The sequence below is a fragment of the [Enterobacter] lignolyticus SCF1 genome, from assembly GCF_000164865.1.
In the GTDB taxonomy this organism is placed as follows: domain Bacteria; phylum Pseudomonadota; class Gammaproteobacteria; order Enterobacterales; family Enterobacteriaceae; genus Enterobacter_B; species Enterobacter_B lignolyticus.
In genome coordinates, this window is record NC_014618.1 from 354,816 (window position 1) to 373,004 (window position 18,189).

Sequence of the window (18,189 nt, forward strand, 5' to 3'; positions counted from 1 at the left end):
GCAAAATGTTCATTATGGGACGCAGGTCAAGTTATTGCGTTGAGGCAGTCTGAGGAGGGAAGGGAGGGAAGACGGCGCCCCGACGGGCAGAACGCCGCCGGGAACGTCGGGGAAACTTAGTAGTAGGAGTGCTCGCCGCGCTGGTGTTCGGTCAGGTCGCGTACGCCTTTCAGCTCCGGGAATTCGTTCAGCAGCTGCTTTTCAATCCCTTCTTTCAGCGTCACGTCAACCATTGAGCAGCCGTTGCAGCCGCCGCCGAACTGCAGAATGGCATAGCCTTCGTCGGTTATCTCCATCAGCGACACTCGGCCGCCGTGGCCTGCCAGCTGCGGGTTGATTTGCGACTGCAGCAGGTACTCCACGCGCTCCATCAGCGGGGCGTCGTCGGAGACTTTGCGCATCTTGGCGTTCGGCGCTTTCAGCGTCAGCTGAGAACCCAGCTGGTCGGTCACGAAATCAATTTCGGCATCTTCCAGATACGGAGCGCTCAGCTCATCGACATAGGCGGTAAGCTGTTCAAACTCCATTGCAGTATCGGTGGCTTCCACCGCATCCGGCGGGCAATAGGATACGCCGCACTCAGCATTCGGGGTGCCCGGGTTAATCACAAATACGCGGATTTGTGTCCCTTCTTCCTGATTTGCCAGCAGTTTGGCAAAGTGCGCTTGTGCAGCATCGGAAATACGGATCATAGCGTTGGCCTAATAGTTGACTATTTTACTGGGTTATAATACGCCCATTACCGGGGGTCTACAAGGTGCGACACAGGCACCATACCTGAACTGACGCCGCGCCGCTTTGCAAAAGCAGGCGGGAAATCTCCGCTGCGGTCGCGCCCGTCGTGACGACATCGTCCACAATGGCGATATGGTGTCCCGCGACCGGAATATCAAGACGAAAGGCGTTTTTCAGGTTCCGTTTGCGCAGCCTGGCGGAGAGCTGATGCTGGGTGGCGGTAGGGCGGATGCGCCGCAGCGCCTCGTCGGTATAACCGCACCCCAGCCAGCGCGCCAGCGGGCGGCAGAGCAGGTCGCTTTGGTTGTAGCCGCGCCGCCAGCGGCGAGGCTGCCACAGGGGAACCGACACCAGCAGGCTGGGGCGGATTATCGCGGAGCGCGCTTTTACCTGTAGCAGAAGAAGGCGGGCAAGCGCCGCGGCAAGCTCCGGCCTGGCGCTGAATTTATACTGTGCGACGAGCGGGCTTAAGGGCGCGGCGTAGTCATTCACCGCGACCAGGCGCTGCCACGGCGGCGCTTTTTGCAGGCAGCGCCCGCAGGGCAGGTGCGGGTGAGCGGCCGTTAACCCGCACTGCGGGCAGCGCAGGCGCGGTCGGCACAGGACGCGGGTACAGAATGAACACACTCCCCAGTGCGCCATCGCCAGCGGCATTTGGCATAGCCAGCACAAGCCGTGGGCTGTTAGCATATCTTCACTCCCTGAAAAAATAGTGAATGAGAACAATAGCTGATGAACAACATCTGGTGGCAAACCACAGGCGAAGGAGATTGTCATCTTGTGCTGCTGCACGGATGGGGGCTGAATGCACAGGTATGGGATTGCATTACGCCGGAACTGAGTACGCATTTTACGCTGCACCTGGTCGATCTGCCCGGCTATGGCCGCAGCCAGGGATTTGGCGCGCTGACGCTGGACGAGATGGCGCGTCTGGTGCAGGCCCAGGCGCCAGCGCGGGCGATTTGGCTCGGCTGGAGTCTTGGCGGCCTGGTCGCCAGCCGTATTGCGCTGGACGCGCCGCAGCGGGTCCAGGCGCTGGTGACGGTCGCATCATCGCCGTGCTTTAGCGCCCATCAGGACTGGCCGGGCATCAAACCGGACGTTCTGAGCGGCTTTCAGCAGCAGCTGAACGAAGATTTCCAGCGCACCGTCGAGCGCTTTCTGGCGCTGCAAACGCTGGGAACCGAGAGCGCCCGGCAGGATGCCCGGAAGCTGAAAAGCGCGGTGCTGGCGCTGCCGATGCCGCCGACGGAGGTGCTGAACGGCGGGCTGGAGATCCTGAAGACCGTCGATCTGCGCGAGGAGCTGACCGCGCTGCAGGTGCCTTTTCTGCGCCTGTACGGCGCCCTCGATGGGCTGGTTCCACGTAAGGTGGCCGCGCTGCTCGATACGGCCTTGCCGCAGAGCCAATCCCTCATTGTCGAGAAAGCGGCGCACGCGCCGTTTATCTCCCATCCACAGCTGTTTTGCGAGACGCTGCTGTCGCTAACCTCGCGGTTAAGCTGATTTTTTTGCCACGGACTGGCGAAAATGACGTACCAGAACAATACTTAGGACGATGTTACGGTTACCGCTGGGTTTAACGTTATTCATCATGTTTCACATGACCACTATAAATCTATGGAGAGTTAGGCTATGAAACTGGTTAAGGGTATTGTTGCAGCACTGGTGATGGGTTCCGTCTCTTTTGGCGTGTTTGCAGCCAAAGAAATCAGCAAAGAAGATGTGGCGAAAATGCACCTGACGAAGCTGGGTTCTATCACCACCTCTAAAACCACATCCCCGATGGACGCACGACACGATCTGTCGAAAAAAGCCGACGAAATGGGCGGTAAGTACTTTGTGGTGATTGCTGGCGAGAAGAACGAGAAAACCGTTCACGCCAATGCGGACGTCTACAAATAATAAAAAAAGCGGGTGCTGAACCCGCTTTTTCTTTTCGCGTTACTGCAGCACCCACCATTCCGGCTGGCAGGCTTTGCCCTCCGGGCAGCTACGGCAGCTTCCTGAAAGACAATTCTCAGCATCCTCCTGAACGCGGCGCGCTTTACCCATGGCCTCCAGGCGAGCGAGCATGGCGTCGACCATCGGCTGCGGCGTGCGCAGCGCGCGGCTGAGCTGCTGGGCGTTCATCCGCCCCTGGAGCGCCAGCATATCCCGCAGTTCAATTAGCGAAGCCATCGTCTCTCCTTAGTGGCAGTTGCCCGCCGGGCTGTCGCAGCAGCTGCTGGCGGTTTTCCTCGTCGCCAGAAGATTGACATCCACGCGGCTGCGCGCGCGACGCAGCAGGCCAAGCACCACAATGTTAAACAGGATAACCGCCAGAATACAGACCGTGCTGTACTGCGGATGCGTGCTGAAGCTCGAGACCTGGTAGAACACGGTGGCCAGCGAATAGGCGATGTTCAGCCCCCACAGGATGGAGAAGAACATCCAGCCGCGGCTGGACTCGCGCGAGATAGCGCCCATCACCGAGATGCAGGGGATATAGAGCAGGACGAAAATCAGGTAGCTGTAGGCTGCCGCCGCGCTGCCGAACTTGCTGCTCATGACGCCCATTGCGCCAGTCCCCATTTCGCCGTCGCCTTTGCTGGCTTCGATGGGGTTCGCCAGAACGCTTAGACTGAACGTATTTTTCAGGCTCTGCCAGGTTTCGTCGACCGCCGCGCCCAGCTCGCCCAGCAGGTTAAACTCAGCCGGGTTGAACGCCTGGGACTGAATGTTTTCTGCGGTATAGAGCGTGTTCAGCGTACCGACGACGACCTCTTTGGCCATGGCGCCGGTAAACAGACCCACCGTCGCCTGCCAGTTATCCTCATGCACGCCAATCGGCTTAAACAGCGGCGTAATGACGCGGCTGACGGAGGCCAGCGCCGAGTCGTTGATGTTATCGGCCGCTTTCCCGCTCAGCGTGAAGCTGTTCAGCGCGCTGAGGAAGATGCTGACGATAACGATGACCTTACCGGCGCGCAGGACGAAGCCTTTCAGGCGCTGCCAGGTCTGAATGATCAGGCTTTTAACGTGCGGCACGTGGTAGACCGGCAGCTCCATAACGAACGGCGATGCTTCGCCGCGCATGATGGTGTGCTTGAGCATCAGGCCGGTGAGAATGGCCATGACGATCCCCAGCACATACAAGGAGAAGACCGCCAGCGCCCCCTGCTGACCAAAGAATGCCGCCGCAAAGACGGCGAAAATCGCCAGGCGCGCGCCGCAGGACATAAACGGCGCCATCATAATGGTCATCAGGCGTTCACGCGGGGCATCGAGGGTGCGGGCGCCCATCACCGACGGAACGTTACAGCCGAAGCCGACAATCAGCGGCACAAAGGATTTCCCCGGCAGGCCGAGGGACTGCATCAGACGGTCCATCACGAACGCCGCGCGGGCCATGTAGCCGGAGTCCTCCAGGAAGGAGAGGAACAGGTACATCATGCCGATTTGCGGCACCAGCGGCAGCACGGTGTTGATACCGCCGCCGAGCCCCTGGGCCAGGAAATTGGTCAGCCATTCCGGGAAGTGCAGCAGCGCCCCGAGCCACTGGATACCGTGGATAAAGATAGCCACGGAGCCGGCGTCGAAAATAGGCTGCAAGGCGCCGCCGATGTTGATCGCCATCAGGAACATCAGGTACATCACGAATAAAAAGACAGGCAGACCGAGGAAGCGGTTGAGAATGATTTTGTCTATTGCCGCCGTGAAACGGCTCGGTTCCGCCGTCAGCGTGTTGCTGACCGCATCGCAGATAGCGGCGATAGTTTGATAGCGGGCGTCGGCGATATGCAGCGCCGGGTCGTCAATCTCTTCGCTCAGGCGCGCCTGGGCGATGCCCAGCTTGTGCGCGGCGTCGCCGGCGTAGGCGCGGCTATAGATATCGCCTTCAAGCATCTGCAACCCTAACCAGCGGCGCTGCTTTTGCGGCATTTCGTGCGAGATCTCTGCCGCCAGCCAGTCGGCCTCACGCAGCAGCGGTTGGGGGTAGTGCACCAGCTCCAGCTCGCGGTTAGCGCGATGGCGGTCAATGGCCATTTTCAGCGCTTCAATGCCGCGGCCGCGGGTGGAGACCAGCGGAATCACCGGGCAGCCGAGACGGGCGGACAGGGCGTCAACGTCGATGCGAACCTGCTGCTTTTCAGCGATATCCAGCATGTTCAGCGCCACAACGCAGGGGATGCCGAGCTCCAGCAGCTGCAGCGTCAGGTAGAGGTTGCGTTCGAGGTTGGAAGCATCGACGACGTTGATCAGCAGGTCGGCGTCGCCGCTGAGAATGTAGTGGCAGGCAATCTGCTCATCCAGCGACGTCTGCGACGAAATCGTCGTCAGTGAATAGGTGCCTGGCAGGTCGACAAGCGTGACCTGATGGTCGGTGGTCGAAAAATGCCCCTCTTTGCGCTCGACGGTAACGCCCGCCCAGTTGCCCACGCGCTGGCGCGCGCCGGTTAGCTGGTTAAAAAGCGTCGTTTTACCGGAGTTTGGATTACCAATAAGGCCAATGGTCAATTTTTTCATTTTTCTGGGCTCGCTGTTGCCAGAGGCGTATTAGCGGTTCAACGCTTCGGTTTCTATTAACGCCAAATCTTTTTTACGTAATACCAGGCTGACGCGGCGCGTTTCGATATGAACGGGGTCGCCGAGCGGCGCGACGCGCACGACATGAAATGAGGAGCCGGGCAGCATGCCCAGTGAAAGCAGTTTTTGCCGATAAGCCGGGCTAATTTCACGGGAGAACCCGGTGATTTTCCACGTACTGTCAGGAGTGAATTGCATAGGACCTGCTTCTTTCGTTAACCGAAAATCCCTTCATACGCGCGGGGTGCGCATGAAACCAACGTAATACCCACGGGAAAAAGAATAAAACATCAACGCATACAATGATAATGAGAATGGTTTTTATCTTCAATCGATAAACTGTGACGGGATGTGGAATTAGCCAATAATCCGCGGGACTTTTGACATTGCTCAATTTTTGGCAGACAGCGAAATTGTCCGGAATGTTAATGGTGTAAGAAATGGCGTTCTAATATTTCATGGATGCAATGAAGGTTAATGTTTCTTAATCATTGCCAGCGGGTAAGCCTTCTCATAAATAATGAGAAGGCTTATTGCGGATGTATTATTTCTTCTTACCAAACGCCGCGGACAGCGCGTCCATCATTGCGCTATTGCCCGCGGGCTGGGCGTCGCGGCCGCGCGGTTTGGCCGCTTTTGCCGCCGGACGCGCGCCGTTTTGCTCGCGCGCGCCGCCGCCGCCACGGCGCGCATTGCTGTCGCCGGGCTGCTCGTCCAGACGCATGGTCAGGGCGATGCGCTTACGCGGCAGGTCGACCTCCAGCACCTTGACCTTCACGATATCGCCCGCTTTGACGACGGTGTGCGGATCTTCCACAAACTTATCGGCAAGAGAGGAGATATGCACCAGCCCATCCTGGTGTACGCCAATGTCGACGAAGGCGCCGAAGTTGGTGACGTTGGTGACCGCCCCTTCCAGCACCATTCCCGGCAGCAGGTCGTTCATGGTTTCCACGCCGTCGGCAAACTGCGCCGTTTTGAATTCCGGACGCGGGTCGCGGCCCGGCTTTTCCAGCTCTTTGATGATGTCGGTCACCGTCGGGACGCCGAAGCGGTCGTCGGTAAAATCCACCGCCTTCAGGTCGCGCAGCGCGCTGCTGTCGCCCATCAGATCCTTCAGCGCCTGTCGGGTGGCGGCAAGGATGCGTTCGACCACCGGATAGGCTTCCGGGTGGACGGTTGAGGCATCGAGCGGGTTATCGCCATGGTTGATGCGCAGGAAGCCCGCGCACTGCTCGAAGGCTTTTGGCCCCAGACGGCTCACTTTCAGCAGCTGCTGGCGGTTCTGGAACTGGCCGTTCTCATCACGCCACGCCACGATATTCTGCGCCATCATGCGGGTTAAGCCCGCCACGCGGGTCAGCAGCGGCACGGAGGCGGTATTAAGGTCAACGCCGACGGCGTTTACGCAGTCTTCCACCACCGCATCGAGCTTACGCGCGAGCTGCGTCTGGCTGACGTCGTGCTGGTACTGGCCCACGCCGATCGATTTCGGGTCGATCTTCACCAGCTCCGCCAGCGGGTCCTGCAGACGACGGGCGATAGACACCGCGCCGCGCAGGGAGACGTCGAGGTCCGGGAATTCCAGCGCCGCGAGCTCGGAGGCGGAATAGACCGATGCGCCGGCTTCGCTGACGATAACCTTTTGCGCCGTGACCTTCGGAAACTGCTTTTGCACGTCGAGGTAAAAACGCTCGGTTTCGCGCGAGGCGGTACCGTTGCCGATAGCCACCAGCTCCACGTTATATTTTTCGCACAGCGCGGCGATGGCCACCGCCGCTTTGGCCGCCTGGCCGGTGTGCGGATAAATGGTGTCGGTCGCCACCAGCTTGCCGGTACCGTCAACTACCGCCACCTTCACGCCGGTACGCAGACCAGGATCGAGTCCCATAGTGGCGCGCAGCCCGGCGGGAGCGGCCATCAGCAGATCGTGCAGGTTGCGGGCAAAGACGTTGATCGCCTCATCTTCCGCGCGCTCGCGCACGGTGCCCATCAGTTCGGTTTCGAGGTGCATCAGCACCTTGATGCGCCAGGTCCAGCTCACCACGCCGCGGCGCCAGCTGTCCGCCGGGGCGTTGTTCAGACGCAGGTCGAGATGGTTGATAATGATCTGTTCGCAGTGGCTCTCTTTCGGCGGCTCGTCGAACTGCGGGTCAGGGTTAAGCGACAGCTGCAGTACGCCTTCGTTGCGCCCGCGGAACATCGCCAGCGCGCGGTGCGACGGGACGGTCGCGATCGGTTCATGGTGGTCGAAGTAGTCGCGGAACTTCGCGCCTTCATCCTCTTTACCGCTGACCACGGCGGCAACCAGGTGCGCGTTTTTCCACAGGTAGTCGCGCACTTTCGCCAGCAGGGCGGCATCTTCGGCAAAACGCTCCATCAGGATGTAGCGGGCGCCATCCAGCGCGGCTTTGCCGTCAGCGACGCCGTTGTCGGCGTTGATATAGTTTGCCGCTTCGGCGTCCGGATCGCGCGAGGGCTCGTTCCACAGCAGGTCGGCCAGCGGCTCCAGACCGGCTTCAATCGCGATTTGCCCGCGGGTGCGGCGCTTGGGCTTATAGGGCAGGTAAAGGTCTTCCAGCTCGGTTTTGCTCAGCGTGCCGTTGATGGCCTTCGCCAGCTCGTCGGTGAGCTTACCCTGTTCGCCGATCGATTTGAGAATCGCCTGGCGGCGATCTTCCAGTTCGCGCAGATAGCCAAGACGGGTTTCCAGCTGGCGCAGCTGCGTGTCGTCCAGCCCCCCGGTAACTTCCTTACGATAACGTGCGATAAACGGCACGGTGTTCCCTTCATCAAGCAAGCGAACGGCAGCTTCTACCTGTTCGTTTCTGGCCTGAAGTTCACCCGCAATAATGCGGCAGAGCGAATCATTCATCATGGCTATTTTTCATCTTGTGGATCGAAAATCAGGGGATAGTTATACGGACTGGCTGACAAAAATGCCAGCCGTCCGGGGCGGCAATCGGAGTGTTCCGGGCAGGCTACTTCACATATTCGATGTCGTTCACATACCAGGTCGCTTCGCCGCCCGGGGTCTGTACGGTCGCCAGGTCGCCCACCTCTTTTTTCAGCAGCGCCCGCGCCATCGGCGAATCGATGGAGATGTAGTCCTTTTGACCAAAAATTTCGTCGTAGCCGACGATGCGAAAGCGCTTGATATCGCCGTCGTCGTTTTCAATTTCAACCCAGGCGCCGAAGAAGACTTTGCCCTCCTGCTGCGGAGAGTAATCGACAATTTTCAGATGCTCCAGACACTTGGTCAGGTAGCGTACCCGGCGGTCGATTTCGCGCAGGCGTTTCTTGTTGTACTGGTAGTCAGCGTTTTCGCTGCGATCGCCAAGGCTTGCCGCCCAGGTCACTTTTTTCGTCACCTCCGGGCGTTCTTCACGCCAGAGGTAGTCCAGCTCTTTCTTGAGTTTTTCATAACCCTCGCGGGTGATCAGCGGCGTTTTCATCGCGTTCCGTTACCTTCTGCTGCCTGAACTTGCGCACAATACGTCTCACATCATAATCCAGTTGAGTGAAAAATGGTTTATTGTGATGAAATGTACAGATAAGCTGCTGTTAAATATGCTTTGTAACAATTTCGGCTAGAATTTATACCAGATTTAGCTGGAGCGCGGCGTACGCTTTTTTGAGAATACGCACTCATGATTGTTGTGAACCTTTGGGAGTAAAAACGATGCAAGAGAATTATAAGATTCTGGTTGTTGATGACGACATGCGTCTGCGTGCGTTACTCGAGCGTTATCTGACCGAGCAGGGCTTCCAGGTTCGAAGTGTGGCGAATGCGGAACAAATGGACCGCCTGTTGACCCGCGAATCTTTCCACCTGATGGTGCTGGATCTGATGCTGCCTGGCGAAGACGGACTGTCTATTTGCCGCCGTCTGCGCAGCCAGAGCAACCCGATGCCGATCATTATGGTAACGGCGAAAGGCGAAGAGGTTGACCGCATTGTCGGTCTCGAAATCGGCGCCGATGACTATATTCCTAAACCGTTCAACCCGCGCGAGCTGCTGGCGCGTATTCGCGCCGTGCTGCGCCGTCAGGCGAACGAACTGCCGGGCGCGCCGTCGCAGGAAGAAGCGGTTATTGCCTTCGGTAAGTTCAAGCTTAACCTCGGCACCCGTGAGATGTTCCGTGAAGACGAGCCGATGCCGCTCACCAGCGGCGAATTCGCGGTGCTGAAGGCGCTGGTCAGCCACCCCCGCGAGCCGCTGTCCCGTGACAAGCTGATGAACCTTGCCCGTGGCCGCGAATATTCCGCGATGGAACGCTCCATCGACGTGCAAATCTCCCGCCTGCGCCGCATGGTGGAAGAGGATCCGGCGCATCCGCGCTATATCCAGACCGTGTGGGGCCTGGGCTACGTGTTCGTACCGGACGGCTCTAAAGCATGAGGCGAATGCGCTTCTCGCCGCGAAGTTCGTTTGCCCGTACCCTGCTGCTTATCGTCACCCTGCTGTTCGTCAGCCTGGTGACGACCTACCTGGTGGTGCTTAACTTCGCCATCCTGCCGAGCCTCCAGCAGTTTAATAAGGTGCTGGCGTACGAAGTCCGTATGCTGATGACCGACAAGCTGCAGCTGGAGGACGGTACGCAGCTGGTGGTGCCGCCGGCGTTCAGGCGCGAGATCTACCGCGAGTTGGGCATCTCGCTCTATTCCGACGAAGCGGCGGAAGATGCAGGGCTGCGCTGGGCGCAGCACTATGAATTTTTAAGCCAGCAGATGGCGCAGCAGCTGGGCGGCCCGACGGAAGTGCGCGTTGAGGTCAACAAGAGCTCGCCGGTGGTGTGGCTGAAAACCTGGCTGTCGCCCAATATCTGGGTGCGCGTACCGCTGACCGAAATCCATCAGGGCGACTTCTCGCCGCTGTTCCGCTATACGCTGGCGATTATGCTGCTGGCTATCGGCGGCGCGTGGCTGTTTATCCGCATCCAGAACCGACCGCTGGTCGACCTGGAGCACGCGGCGCTGCAGGTCGGTAAAGGCATTATTCCTCCACCGCTGCGTGAGTATGGCGCGTCCGAGGTGCGCTCCGTGACCCGGGCCTTTAACCATATGGCCGCAGGCGTGAAGCAGCTGGCGGACGATCGTACCCTGCTGATGGCGGGGGTCAGCCATGACCTGCGCACGCCGCTGACGCGCATTCGTCTGGCGACGGAAATGATGGGCGAAGAGGATGGCTATCTCGCGGAGTCGATTAACAAAGACATCGAAGAGTGTAACGCCATTATCGAGCAGTTCATCGACTACCTGCGCACCGGCCAGGAGATGCCGATGGAGCTTGCGGATCTCAACGCGGTGCTGGGTGAAGTGGTGGCGGCGGAAAGCGGCTATGAGCGGGAAATTGAAACCGAGCTTCAGCCGGGCGACATCCCGGTGCGTATGCATCCGCTCTCCATTAAACGCGCCGTCGCAAATATGGTGGTGAACGCCGCGCGCTATGGCAACGGATGGATCAAGGTCAGCAGCGGCCGCGAGCCGAATCGGGTCTGGTTCCAGGTGGAGGACGACGGTCCGGGCATCAAGCCTGAGCAGCGCAAGCATCTGTTCCAGCCGTTCGTGCGCGGCGACAGCGCCCGCAGCACCAGCGGCACCGGCCTGGGGCTGGCTATCGTGCAGCGGATTATCGACAACCATAACGGCCTGCTGGAAATTGATACCAGCAAGCGGGGCGGGCTGTTGATTCGCGCCTGGCTGCCGGTTCCTGTCGCGAAAGTGCAGGGGCAGACGAAAGAGAGTTAAAAAAAAGGCCGGGCAGCGATGTCGCCTGCCCGGCCGGTGCCTGAACGGTTGGTCGGGCGCGCGTCGCGCCCCCGACCCGTTCTTTACAGTTTCGGACCCGCACTCACCAGCGCTTCGCCTGCCGGGGTATCGGTATACTTCTCAAAGTTCTCAATAAACAGCTTCGCCAGCGTTTCCGCTTTCTCACGCCACTGCTCCGGTGAACCGTAGGTGTTGCGCGGGTCGAGGATATGCGTATCCACGCCTGGCAGCGCCGTTGGGATCGCCAGATCGAACATCGGCAGAGTAAAGGTTTCGGCGTTATCCAGAGAGCCGTCGAGAATGGCATCGATAATGGCGCGGGTATCCTTAATGGAGATACGTTTGCCGGTGCCGTTCCAGCCGGTGTTCACCAGATAGGCCTGCGCGCCGGACGCCTGCATACGCTTCACCAGCACTTCTGCATACTGGGTCGGGTGCAGGGAGAGGAACGCTGCGCCAAAGCAGGCGGAGAAGGTTGGCGTCGGCTCGGTGACGCCGCGCTCGGTACCGGCGAGCTTCGCGGTAAAGCCAGAAAGGAAGTGGTACTGCGTCTGGTTCGCCGTCAGGCGGGAAACCGGCGGCAGTACGCCGAAGGCGTCCGCGGTCAGGAAAATCACCTTGGTGGCGTGCCCGGCTTTCGACACCGGCTTCACGATGTTGTCGATGTGGTAAATCGGGTAAGAGACGCGGGTGTTTTCCGTTTTCGACGCATCGTCGAAATCGATGGTGCCGTCGGCCAGCACGGTGACGTTTTCCAGCAGCGCATCGCGGCGGATGGCGTGATAGATGTCCGGTTCCGCTTCTTCTGACAAACGGATGGTCTTCGCGTAGCAGCCGCCTTCGAAGTTGAACACGCCGTCATCGTCCCAGCCGTGTTCGTCATCGCCGATCAGGCGACGTTTCGGGTCGGTGGACAGGGTGGTTTTACCGGTGCCGGAAAGCCCGAAGAACACCGCCACGTCGCCTTTCTCGCCCACGTTAGCGGAGCAGTGCATCGACGCGATGCCTTTCAGCGGCAGCAGGTAGTTCATGATCGAGAACATCCCTTTTTTCATTTCGCCGCCGTACCAGGTGCCGCCGATAAGCTGAATACGCTCGGTCAGGTTGAAGGCCACGAAGTTTTCGGAGTTCAGCCCCTGCGCCTGCCACTGCGGGTTCACGCACTTCGCACCGTTCATGACCACGAAATCCGGCTTGAATGTTGCCAGCTCTTCGTCGGTTGGGCGAATGAACATGTTTTTCACGAAGTGCGCCTGCCAGGCCACCTCGGTGATAAAACGGACGCACAGACGCGTATCGGCGTTTGCGCCACAATAAGCGTCGATGATAAACAGTCGCTTGCCGGAAAGCTGATGAGTCACCAGCTGCTTCAGGTGCTGCCAGGTCTCCGGGGAGAGCGGTTTGTTATCGTTCTTCCCTTTACCTTTATCTGACCACCACACGGTATCCCGTGTCGTGTCGTCGCGGACAATATACTTATCTTTCGGCGAACGGCCGGTAAAAATACCGGTGTCGACGGCGATAGCACCAAGATTCGTTAACACACCGCGCTCGTAACCTTCCAGGTTGGGATTGAGCTCTTCCTGATACAACGTATCGTAGTCGGGGTTGTAGACGATATCCTGAACGTCGTTGATTCCATAAGCCTTGAGATCCTGCGGGGTTATACCTTTAACGCGCATTTCACTGCTCCTTAGCCAATATATACTGCTAATGATTGTAGGGTTGTCATGGGTCGATTGACCGCGACCAGGCTCATAGATTTACGTATCCGGAAAAACCGCGTACTTACGAAAAACTCTGTGACTCCTGTCTCGAAGGAGACGGATTATGTCAGGAATGGCGCTTTATTTGGGGGAAATGTTCTTAAATGGTTAAAGAATGGTTTAAATAACTGCGTTAATGTGAAGGTAATCGCATTCCTGAAAGAAAATAACGAAAAACTTTCAGGGAAAATCGATTCAGGTCGCGGGGGCCATCAACCCTTCTCCGGCAGAGGAGAAGGGCAGGCGCGCGGCTGGCTTAGTGGATCTGCGGATCCGCCGGGGAGGCGTTGTTGCGGATCTCGGCGATATCCATCGCGTTGAACACGTAGTGGTTGCCGCAGTAGTCGCAGTGCATGTCTATCTCGCCGTCATCGGCGAGGATGCTGTCGACCTCTTCATCCGGCAGCGTTCTCAGCGCATCGGCGCAGCGCTCGCGGGAGCAGGTGCACTTGAACTCAACGGACTGCGGGTCATAAAGCGTCACTTCCTCTTCATGATACAGGCGCCACAACACGTCGTTGGCCGGCAGCGTAAACAGCTCTTCGGCTTTGATGGTTTCCGTCAGCGTCGCCAGGTGTTCAAAATCCTGCGTCTGCGCGTTCTGCGCCGGCATCACCTGCAGCAGCATACCGCCCGCCGCGGGCTTACCGTCGTGCTCGCCGGTACGGATAATCAGACGCGTCGGCAGCTGCTCGGAGCGCATGAAGTAGTCTTCCAGGCAGGCCGCCAGGGTATCGCCTTCCAGACCGACGACGCCCTGGTAGCGTTCACCCTCTTCCGGCGCGATGGTGATGACCAGGAAGCCGTTGCCGACCAGCGTTTTCAGCGACGCATCCTGCGGAATGTCGCCCTGGATACGCGCCACGCCGCGCAGCTGCTGGTTGTGGTTGCCGTTAATCACCGCCAGGGACATGGGGCCATCGCCCTGCAGCTGCACGGTGATGTCGCCTGCGAATTTCAGGGTGGCGGTCAGCAGGCTAGTGGCGACCAGCAGCTCCGCCAGCACGGTTTTCACCGGCTGCGGGTAACTGTGGTTTGCCAGAATCTGGTCCAGGGTTTCCGATACGGTAACCAGCTCGCCGCGTACGGCAACGTTTTCAAACAGATAGCGATGTAATTGATCGTGTTGAATCATCATTTTCTCTCTCGGGGAGCCAGTTATTCACTGTTTCCAGATTTAAATCTCATCAGGTCGCGGCGCTCTTTTTTGTCCGGACGACGGTCAGGATGCGGCATGGTAAGCGCGTTCATTTTGCGCGCCAGCGCCACTTTTTCCCTTTTCTCAATACTTTGCGCCGTTTCTTCGTATAACAGCGCGGCTTCGCTTGCCGGGCGCCGCTGCTCGGTAATGCCTTTCACCACCACCGTGCGCTCGTCGTTTCCCTGGCGAAGAGTCAACGTCGCGTTCAGCTCCACCACTTTGCTGGGCTTGCTGCGCTGGCCGTTGTAGTGCACCTTTCCGCCTTCGATCATCTCGCGAGCGACCGCGCGGGTTTTATAAAACCGGGCTGCCCACAGCCATTTATCGAGACGCACGGCCTCGGCGGGTTTGTCATTCATGACGGCTCCTTCACCTGAGCGCAGGGATCAGGCGGCGATAATCATTTAACCCCGGATGACGTTGGTAGGTCTTTTCCGCCAGCCCAGAATCCGGGTTGGTGACGCCCAGGCAGTAGCGAATGCCAAACCGGGCCGCGGCATCAAGAATCGGCTCGCTGTCGTCGATAAACAGCGTTTTGTCTGCGTTGAGGCCGGTTTCAGACGCCACCGCCTGCCACAAGCGCTGATCCTCTTTCGGATAACCAAATGTGTGGGTGGAAAGCAATAAATCAAGGTGCGAGGCAAGCCCGGTATGCTCCAGCTTGACCGCGAGGTTATGCGGGTGCGCGTTGGTGAGCAAAATCCGCTTCTTACCGCAGGCTTTCAGGGCGTCGAGAAACGGTACGGTGTCGTCGCGCAGCACGGCGCGCGGGCCTTCCCGGGTCGTCATGGCGCAGATATCCAGCCCCAGGCGTTCGCTCCAGTAATCCAGACAGTACCAGTTTAGCGTATGCTGCACGGCGTGGTACTCCTGGCGGATAGCCAGCTGCGCTTCCTGCGGGGAGATACCGAGCCGTGCGCCGTAGGTTTCCGGCACCAGCTTTTGCCAGAAATAGTTATCGAACGCGAGATCGAGTAGGGTGCCGTCCATATCAAGCAGAACGGTATCGACCTCCTGCCAGGCAATATTCAGATGCATGCTAAACCTCCGCGGAAGAATTGCGCGACAGGGTATCACAACCTGCCGCGCTTCAGGAGTTCGGGCGTCAGCGATCGGGCGTGTCCGAATGCAGCGATTCGGGTGAAGGGATAAGCACCGGGTTCATACAGCTGTCGTAGTATTTCTGGATCTCAGCCACGCGCTCGCGATGGCGCTGATAGCGGCGAAGCGCAAGCACGCCGTTCCAGGCGGCGCAGACCAGCATCGTCAGCATCAGCAGCGTGGTGCCGAGATAGCGCCACAGCCCCGCTCTGTCGAGAATACGGTGCAGATTGATATGCTGCGTGCCGTTGGCGTCGGTGTAAACGCTGGTCACAATGCCTTCGGCGCTGAACGGCGTATGCATCAGCATCCCCGCCAGCCGCTGGAACTCGCCCCACTGTTCATGGGCTGGATAATCGTACAGCGAAACCGCAGGCCACGGCTGCGATACTAAATCGCTGCCCTCGTCGCTGCTGATAAGAAAACCGCCGGGCGCCGGGCTATTGAGCGCCTGGGCCGCGCGGGCGGTCTCCCGCATCACGAACGGCGCGGTCGAGGTGGTGACCAGATTTTCCAGCGACTCGGCGCTTACCGGACGCAGCAGCACATTGACGCCGTCCAGCTTCCCGGCGCTGGCACGCTTGGTGAGCGTCTCCCAGTCGCGGGTGTTGCCGAGGTTCACCAGCGCGTTTTTCAGCCGCGCGCATTCGTCTTCTCCTGCGCATAAATCCTGGGTTTTCAGAACGATATCCGCAAAATCATCCAGCAGCACCATCCCGGATTTTTGAATGGCTGAGCGCAGCGCCGGGCTGACGCGCGAGCTGTCGTCGGGGCTTGGGTGCAGCTGACGGTTTACCGCCTGCATCAGCGCGGTGGCTTTGGTCACGGTGTCAGATTCCGGCAGCGGCAGCGGCGGGGCGTCGTTCCAGATGATCTGCGAGCAGTCAAACGGGGTAAACGGCGAGTTTTCCTGGGCAGTCCACGAGCCCGGGGTGCGAATGTTGCACATCCCGGTCCCCTTCAGATGCAGGGTATCGCCGATTCTGACGCCCGCTTTCTCCAGCTGATTGACCGTGGTGGCCTCGATGGTCTGGGCGCCCTTAAGCCATGAGAGGGTGAATTTGAACGGCATGCCGAGCGGTACGCTTACCCACAGCATAATGACGATGAGCAGAGCGCCGCCCGCGATGACGGCGCTGCGCAGCCAGTGCTGCAGCGGGAAGTTCTTCACTTCATCATGCAGCGATAAAAAACGCCCCTGGCGGACGACATGCCTGTCGAGGTAGATATCGATATCCGTCTGCTGGCCGAGATCCTGCGCAATATACGGCTGCCAGTGGCGTGGGTAGATGAGATCGATAATGCCGAGCGAAATATTGTTAATCTGTTCCTGATCGTTTTCACCGAACAGACCCCAGCGCTTCGGCGTACCGCGCAGGCAGTGGATTTCACGTAGCGCCGTTTTAGGCGGCGGGGCGAACAGCCCCCACAAACCCGCGGCCAGCAGCAGGGTAGCGCCGCCGACCAGCCATGGCGCAAAAACGTCGGGGGCTATCAGGCAGCAGTAAAACAGCGCGAAGGCGCTGACGACCAGCAGCGCTTCGCGCAGGCCGTCAGGGCGGCCAAGCGCATACTCTTCGTGGGTTTCCTGGCGAATGTTCAGCAGCTCTATCTGCTCGCTCTCTTCGCCGCGAATGGAGGCCTGGGTAGCGGAGCGCTGCTCCAGCGCGTAGCCGCGGGCCTCCTGCTTGTGATCGCGAAGGGTGTGGCCGTTCAGGGAAATAATCAGCGGCATCGCATCGGTATGGATTAGCTCAACGCTGTTTTCATCCGTGATGTACTGTTCCCAGAAGGGCGGCAAATGGACTTCGACGGCATCAAGGAAGTAGCGCCATTTATGCGGATCGTCGGTGGTGATGCCGTAGCGGGTGATCGCGCGGGTGACGGCAAAGACGGTATGGCTTTGCGCCGTGAGCGCCATGGCGTCAGGCGCGGCGCCGGACGCCGGAACCTGCAGTACATGGTTCAGACCATCGAGATAGCCTTCAACGGCGCTGCGCTCTTCGTCCGTCAGCTTACGCGTTGTTGCGCCGGCAAAGGCATGCAACAAGGGGAGGCGTCGGCGCTGCGCGCGCAACCGGAATAACCACCCTGCAAGCAATGCGCAGGCCAGCATAGCAGCGAAGAAAATCAAAAATGTGCCCATGCTTTTCCCATCATACTTATTCTTACAGGTTTCGTCGGTTGACCATTAACGCTGAACGTGAGCCCGTAGTTAGCTATCGGCACGTGTCGCACAGAACGTTACACATTCTGAAGCAACGTTTAAGAGTATCAAAGGCCGACGCAGGGGAATATCAGCAAATTCTCAAAACCTTTGCAACCTCTTGACTTTTTGTCTAAAAAAGGAGTTGATGCTAAAGGTTGCAGAAATGTAAATATCAGATGATAGGAATTGCCGAAACCGTGCGGTATGTCGCACAATTACCCTGTTTCCACAGCAAAGACCCGGCACTATGGATAAACCACTAAAAAAACCCACCATTCTGAATGTTGAAGCGGTTGCCCGCTCCCGGCTGTTTACCGTTGAAAGTGTGGACCTGGAATTCAGTAATGGCGAGCGTCGCGTTTATGAGCGCATGCGTCCTTCTTCGCGGGAAGCCGTGATGATTGTGCCGATTATTGACGACCATCTGATCCTGATCCGCGAATACGCCGTCGGCACTGAATCCTATGAGCTCGGGTTTTCCAAAGGGCTTATCGATCCGGGCGAGAGCGTGTTTGAAGCCGCTAACCGCGAGCTGAAAGAAGAAGTCGGCTTCGGCGCGAACGACCTGACGTTCCTGCGCAAGCTCGGCATGGCGCCGTCGTACTTCTCCAGCAAAATGAACATCGTGGTCGCGGAAAACCTCTACCCGGAATCCCTGCCGGGCGATGAGCCTGAACCGCTGCCGCAGGTTCGCTGGCCGCTTACGCATCTGATGGACCTGCTTGAGGACCCGGACTTCAACGAAGCCCGCAACGTCAGCGCGCTGTTCCTGCTTCGAGAGTGGCTGCAGGCGCAGGGAAAACTGTAACCCAATAAAAAAGGCGCCAGCGGCGCCT

17 protein-coding genes are annotated in these 18,189 nt (G+C 58.8%); 5 read left to right on the forward strand and 12 right to left on the reverse strand.

What is annotated here, in order from left to right:
* Nucleotides 1-116 precede the first annotated feature (116 nt).
* Both nfuA and gntX read right to left on the reverse strand, forming a co-directional pair.
* Nucleotides 117-692, reverse strand: a complete 576-nt coding sequence (gene nfuA / locus ENTCL_RS01610; RefSeq protein WP_013364378.1) for a Fe-S biogenesis protein NfuA — start codon at nt 690-692, stop codon at nt 117-119.
* A gap of 58 nt (nt 693-750) precedes the next feature.
* Nucleotides 751-1,425 carry a DNA utilization protein GntX gene (gene gntX / locus ENTCL_RS01615; protein WP_013364379.1) on the reverse strand — a complete coding sequence of 225 codons (675 nt, stop codon included), beginning with the start codon at nt 1,423-1,425 and terminating at the stop codon, nt 751-753.
* Nucleotides 1,426-1,467: 42 nt separating this feature from the next.
* Here gntX and bioH point away from each other — a divergent pair, with 42 nt between their 5' ends.
* Together bioH and ENTCL_RS01625 are read left to right on the forward strand one after the other, a co-directional pair.
* Nucleotides 1,468-2,241 (forward strand): pimeloyl-ACP methyl ester esterase BioH, encoded by a 774-nt coding sequence (bioH, locus tag ENTCL_RS01620; protein ID WP_013364380.1) that lies wholly within the window; start codon nt 1,468-1,470, stop codon nt 2,239-2,241.
* Between the two features lie 129 nt (nt 2,242-2,370).
* Nucleotides 2,371-2,640, forward strand: coding sequence for a YdgH/BhsA/McbA-like domain containing protein (locus tag ENTCL_RS01625; RefSeq protein WP_013364381.1), 270 nt, complete (start codon nt 2,371-2,373; stop codon nt 2,638-2,640).
* A gap of 39 nt (nt 2,641-2,679) precedes the next feature.
* On the opposite strand, the gene feoC is transcribed toward ENTCL_RS01625, so the two are convergent.
* The 5 genes from feoC to greB form a co-directional block, all read right to left on the reverse strand.
* Nucleotides 2,680-2,916 carry a [Fe-S]-dependent transcriptional repressor FeoC gene (feoC, locus tag ENTCL_RS01630; protein WP_013364382.1) on the reverse strand — a complete coding sequence of 79 codons (237 nt, stop codon included), beginning with the start codon at nt 2,914-2,916 and terminating at the stop codon, nt 2,680-2,682.
* A gap of 9 nt (nt 2,917-2,925) precedes the next feature.
* Nucleotides 2,926-5,244, reverse strand: a complete 2,319-nt coding sequence (feoB, locus tag ENTCL_RS01635; protein WP_013364383.1) for a Fe(2+) transporter permease subunit FeoB — start codon at nt 5,242-5,244, stop codon at nt 2,926-2,928.
* Between the two features lie 30 nt (nt 5,245-5,274).
* Complete coding sequence (gene feoA / locus ENTCL_RS01640) at nt 5,275-5,502, reverse strand: ferrous iron transporter A (protein ID WP_013364384.1); 228 nt, start codon at nt 5,500-5,502, stop codon at nt 5,275-5,277.
* Nucleotides 5,503-5,848: 346 nt separating this feature from the next.
* Nucleotides 5,849-8,182 (reverse strand): Tex family protein, encoded by a 2,334-nt coding sequence (locus ENTCL_RS01645; RefSeq protein ID WP_013364385.1) that lies wholly within the window; start codon nt 8,180-8,182, stop codon nt 5,849-5,851.
* Between the two features lie 103 nt (nt 8,183-8,285).
* A complete protein-coding gene (gene greB, locus ENTCL_RS01650; RefSeq protein WP_013364386.1) occupies nt 8,286-8,759 on the reverse strand; it encodes a transcription elongation factor GreB in 474 nt (157 codons plus the stop codon).
* A gap of 227 nt (nt 8,760-8,986) precedes the next feature.
* Here greB and ompR point away from each other — a divergent pair, with 227 nt between their 5' ends.
* Both ompR and envZ read left to right on the forward strand, forming a co-directional pair.
* Nucleotides 8,987-9,706: an osmolarity response regulator transcription factor OmpR gene (gene ompR, locus ENTCL_RS01655; protein ID WP_001157751.1), complete on the forward strand. Its 720-nt coding sequence runs from the start codon at nt 8,987-8,989 to the stop codon at nt 9,704-9,706.
* On the forward strand, nt 9,703-11,055 hold the full coding sequence (envZ, locus tag ENTCL_RS01660; protein ID WP_013364387.1) for a two-component system sensor histidine kinase EnvZ: 1,353 nt from the start codon (nt 9,703-9,705) through the stop codon (nt 11,053-11,055). The genes ompR and envZ overlap by 4 nt, the downstream gene beginning before the upstream one ends.
* An 83-nt stretch (nt 11,056-11,138) precedes the next feature.
* On the opposite strand, the gene pckA is transcribed toward envZ, so the two are convergent.
* From pckA to ENTCL_RS01685, 5 genes are all read right to left on the reverse strand, one after another.
* Nucleotides 11,139-12,758 carry a phosphoenolpyruvate carboxykinase (ATP) gene (gene pckA, locus ENTCL_RS01665; RefSeq protein WP_013364388.1) on the reverse strand — a complete coding sequence of 540 codons (1,620 nt, stop codon included), beginning with the start codon at nt 12,756-12,758 and terminating at the stop codon, nt 11,139-11,141.
* A gap of 340 nt (nt 12,759-13,098) precedes the next feature.
* The gene (gene hslO, locus ENTCL_RS01670) at nt 13,099-13,977 is read right to left on the reverse strand and encodes an Hsp33 family molecular chaperone HslO (protein ID WP_044612050.1); all 879 of its coding nucleotides are present in this window, start codon (nt 13,975-13,977) and stop codon (nt 13,099-13,101) included.
* A gap of 23 nt (nt 13,978-14,000) precedes the next feature.
* Nucleotides 14,001-14,402: a ribosome-associated heat shock protein Hsp15 gene (gene hslR / locus ENTCL_RS01675; RefSeq protein ID WP_013364390.1), complete on the reverse strand. Its 402-nt coding sequence runs from the start codon at nt 14,400-14,402 to the stop codon at nt 14,001-14,003.
* A gap of 10 nt (nt 14,403-14,412) precedes the next feature.
* Nucleotides 14,413-15,081 (reverse strand): GMP/IMP nucleotidase, encoded by a 669-nt coding sequence (yrfG, locus tag ENTCL_RS01680; RefSeq protein WP_013364391.1) that lies wholly within the window; start codon nt 15,079-15,081, stop codon nt 14,413-14,415.
* A 67-nt stretch (nt 15,082-15,148) separates the two neighbouring features.
* Nucleotides 15,149-17,290, reverse strand: a complete 2,142-nt coding sequence (locus ENTCL_RS01685; RefSeq protein WP_013364392.1) for an intracellular growth attenuator family protein — start codon at nt 17,288-17,290, stop codon at nt 15,149-15,151.
* A gap of 310 nt (nt 17,291-17,600) precedes the next feature.
* Between ENTCL_RS01685 and nudE the strand changes: the two genes are divergently transcribed.
* Entirely contained in the window at nt 17,601-18,161 is a 561-nt protein-coding gene (gene nudE, locus ENTCL_RS01690; RefSeq protein ID WP_013364393.1) for an ADP compounds hydrolase NudE, read from the forward strand.
* Nucleotides 18,162-18,189: the final 28 nt, after the last annotated feature.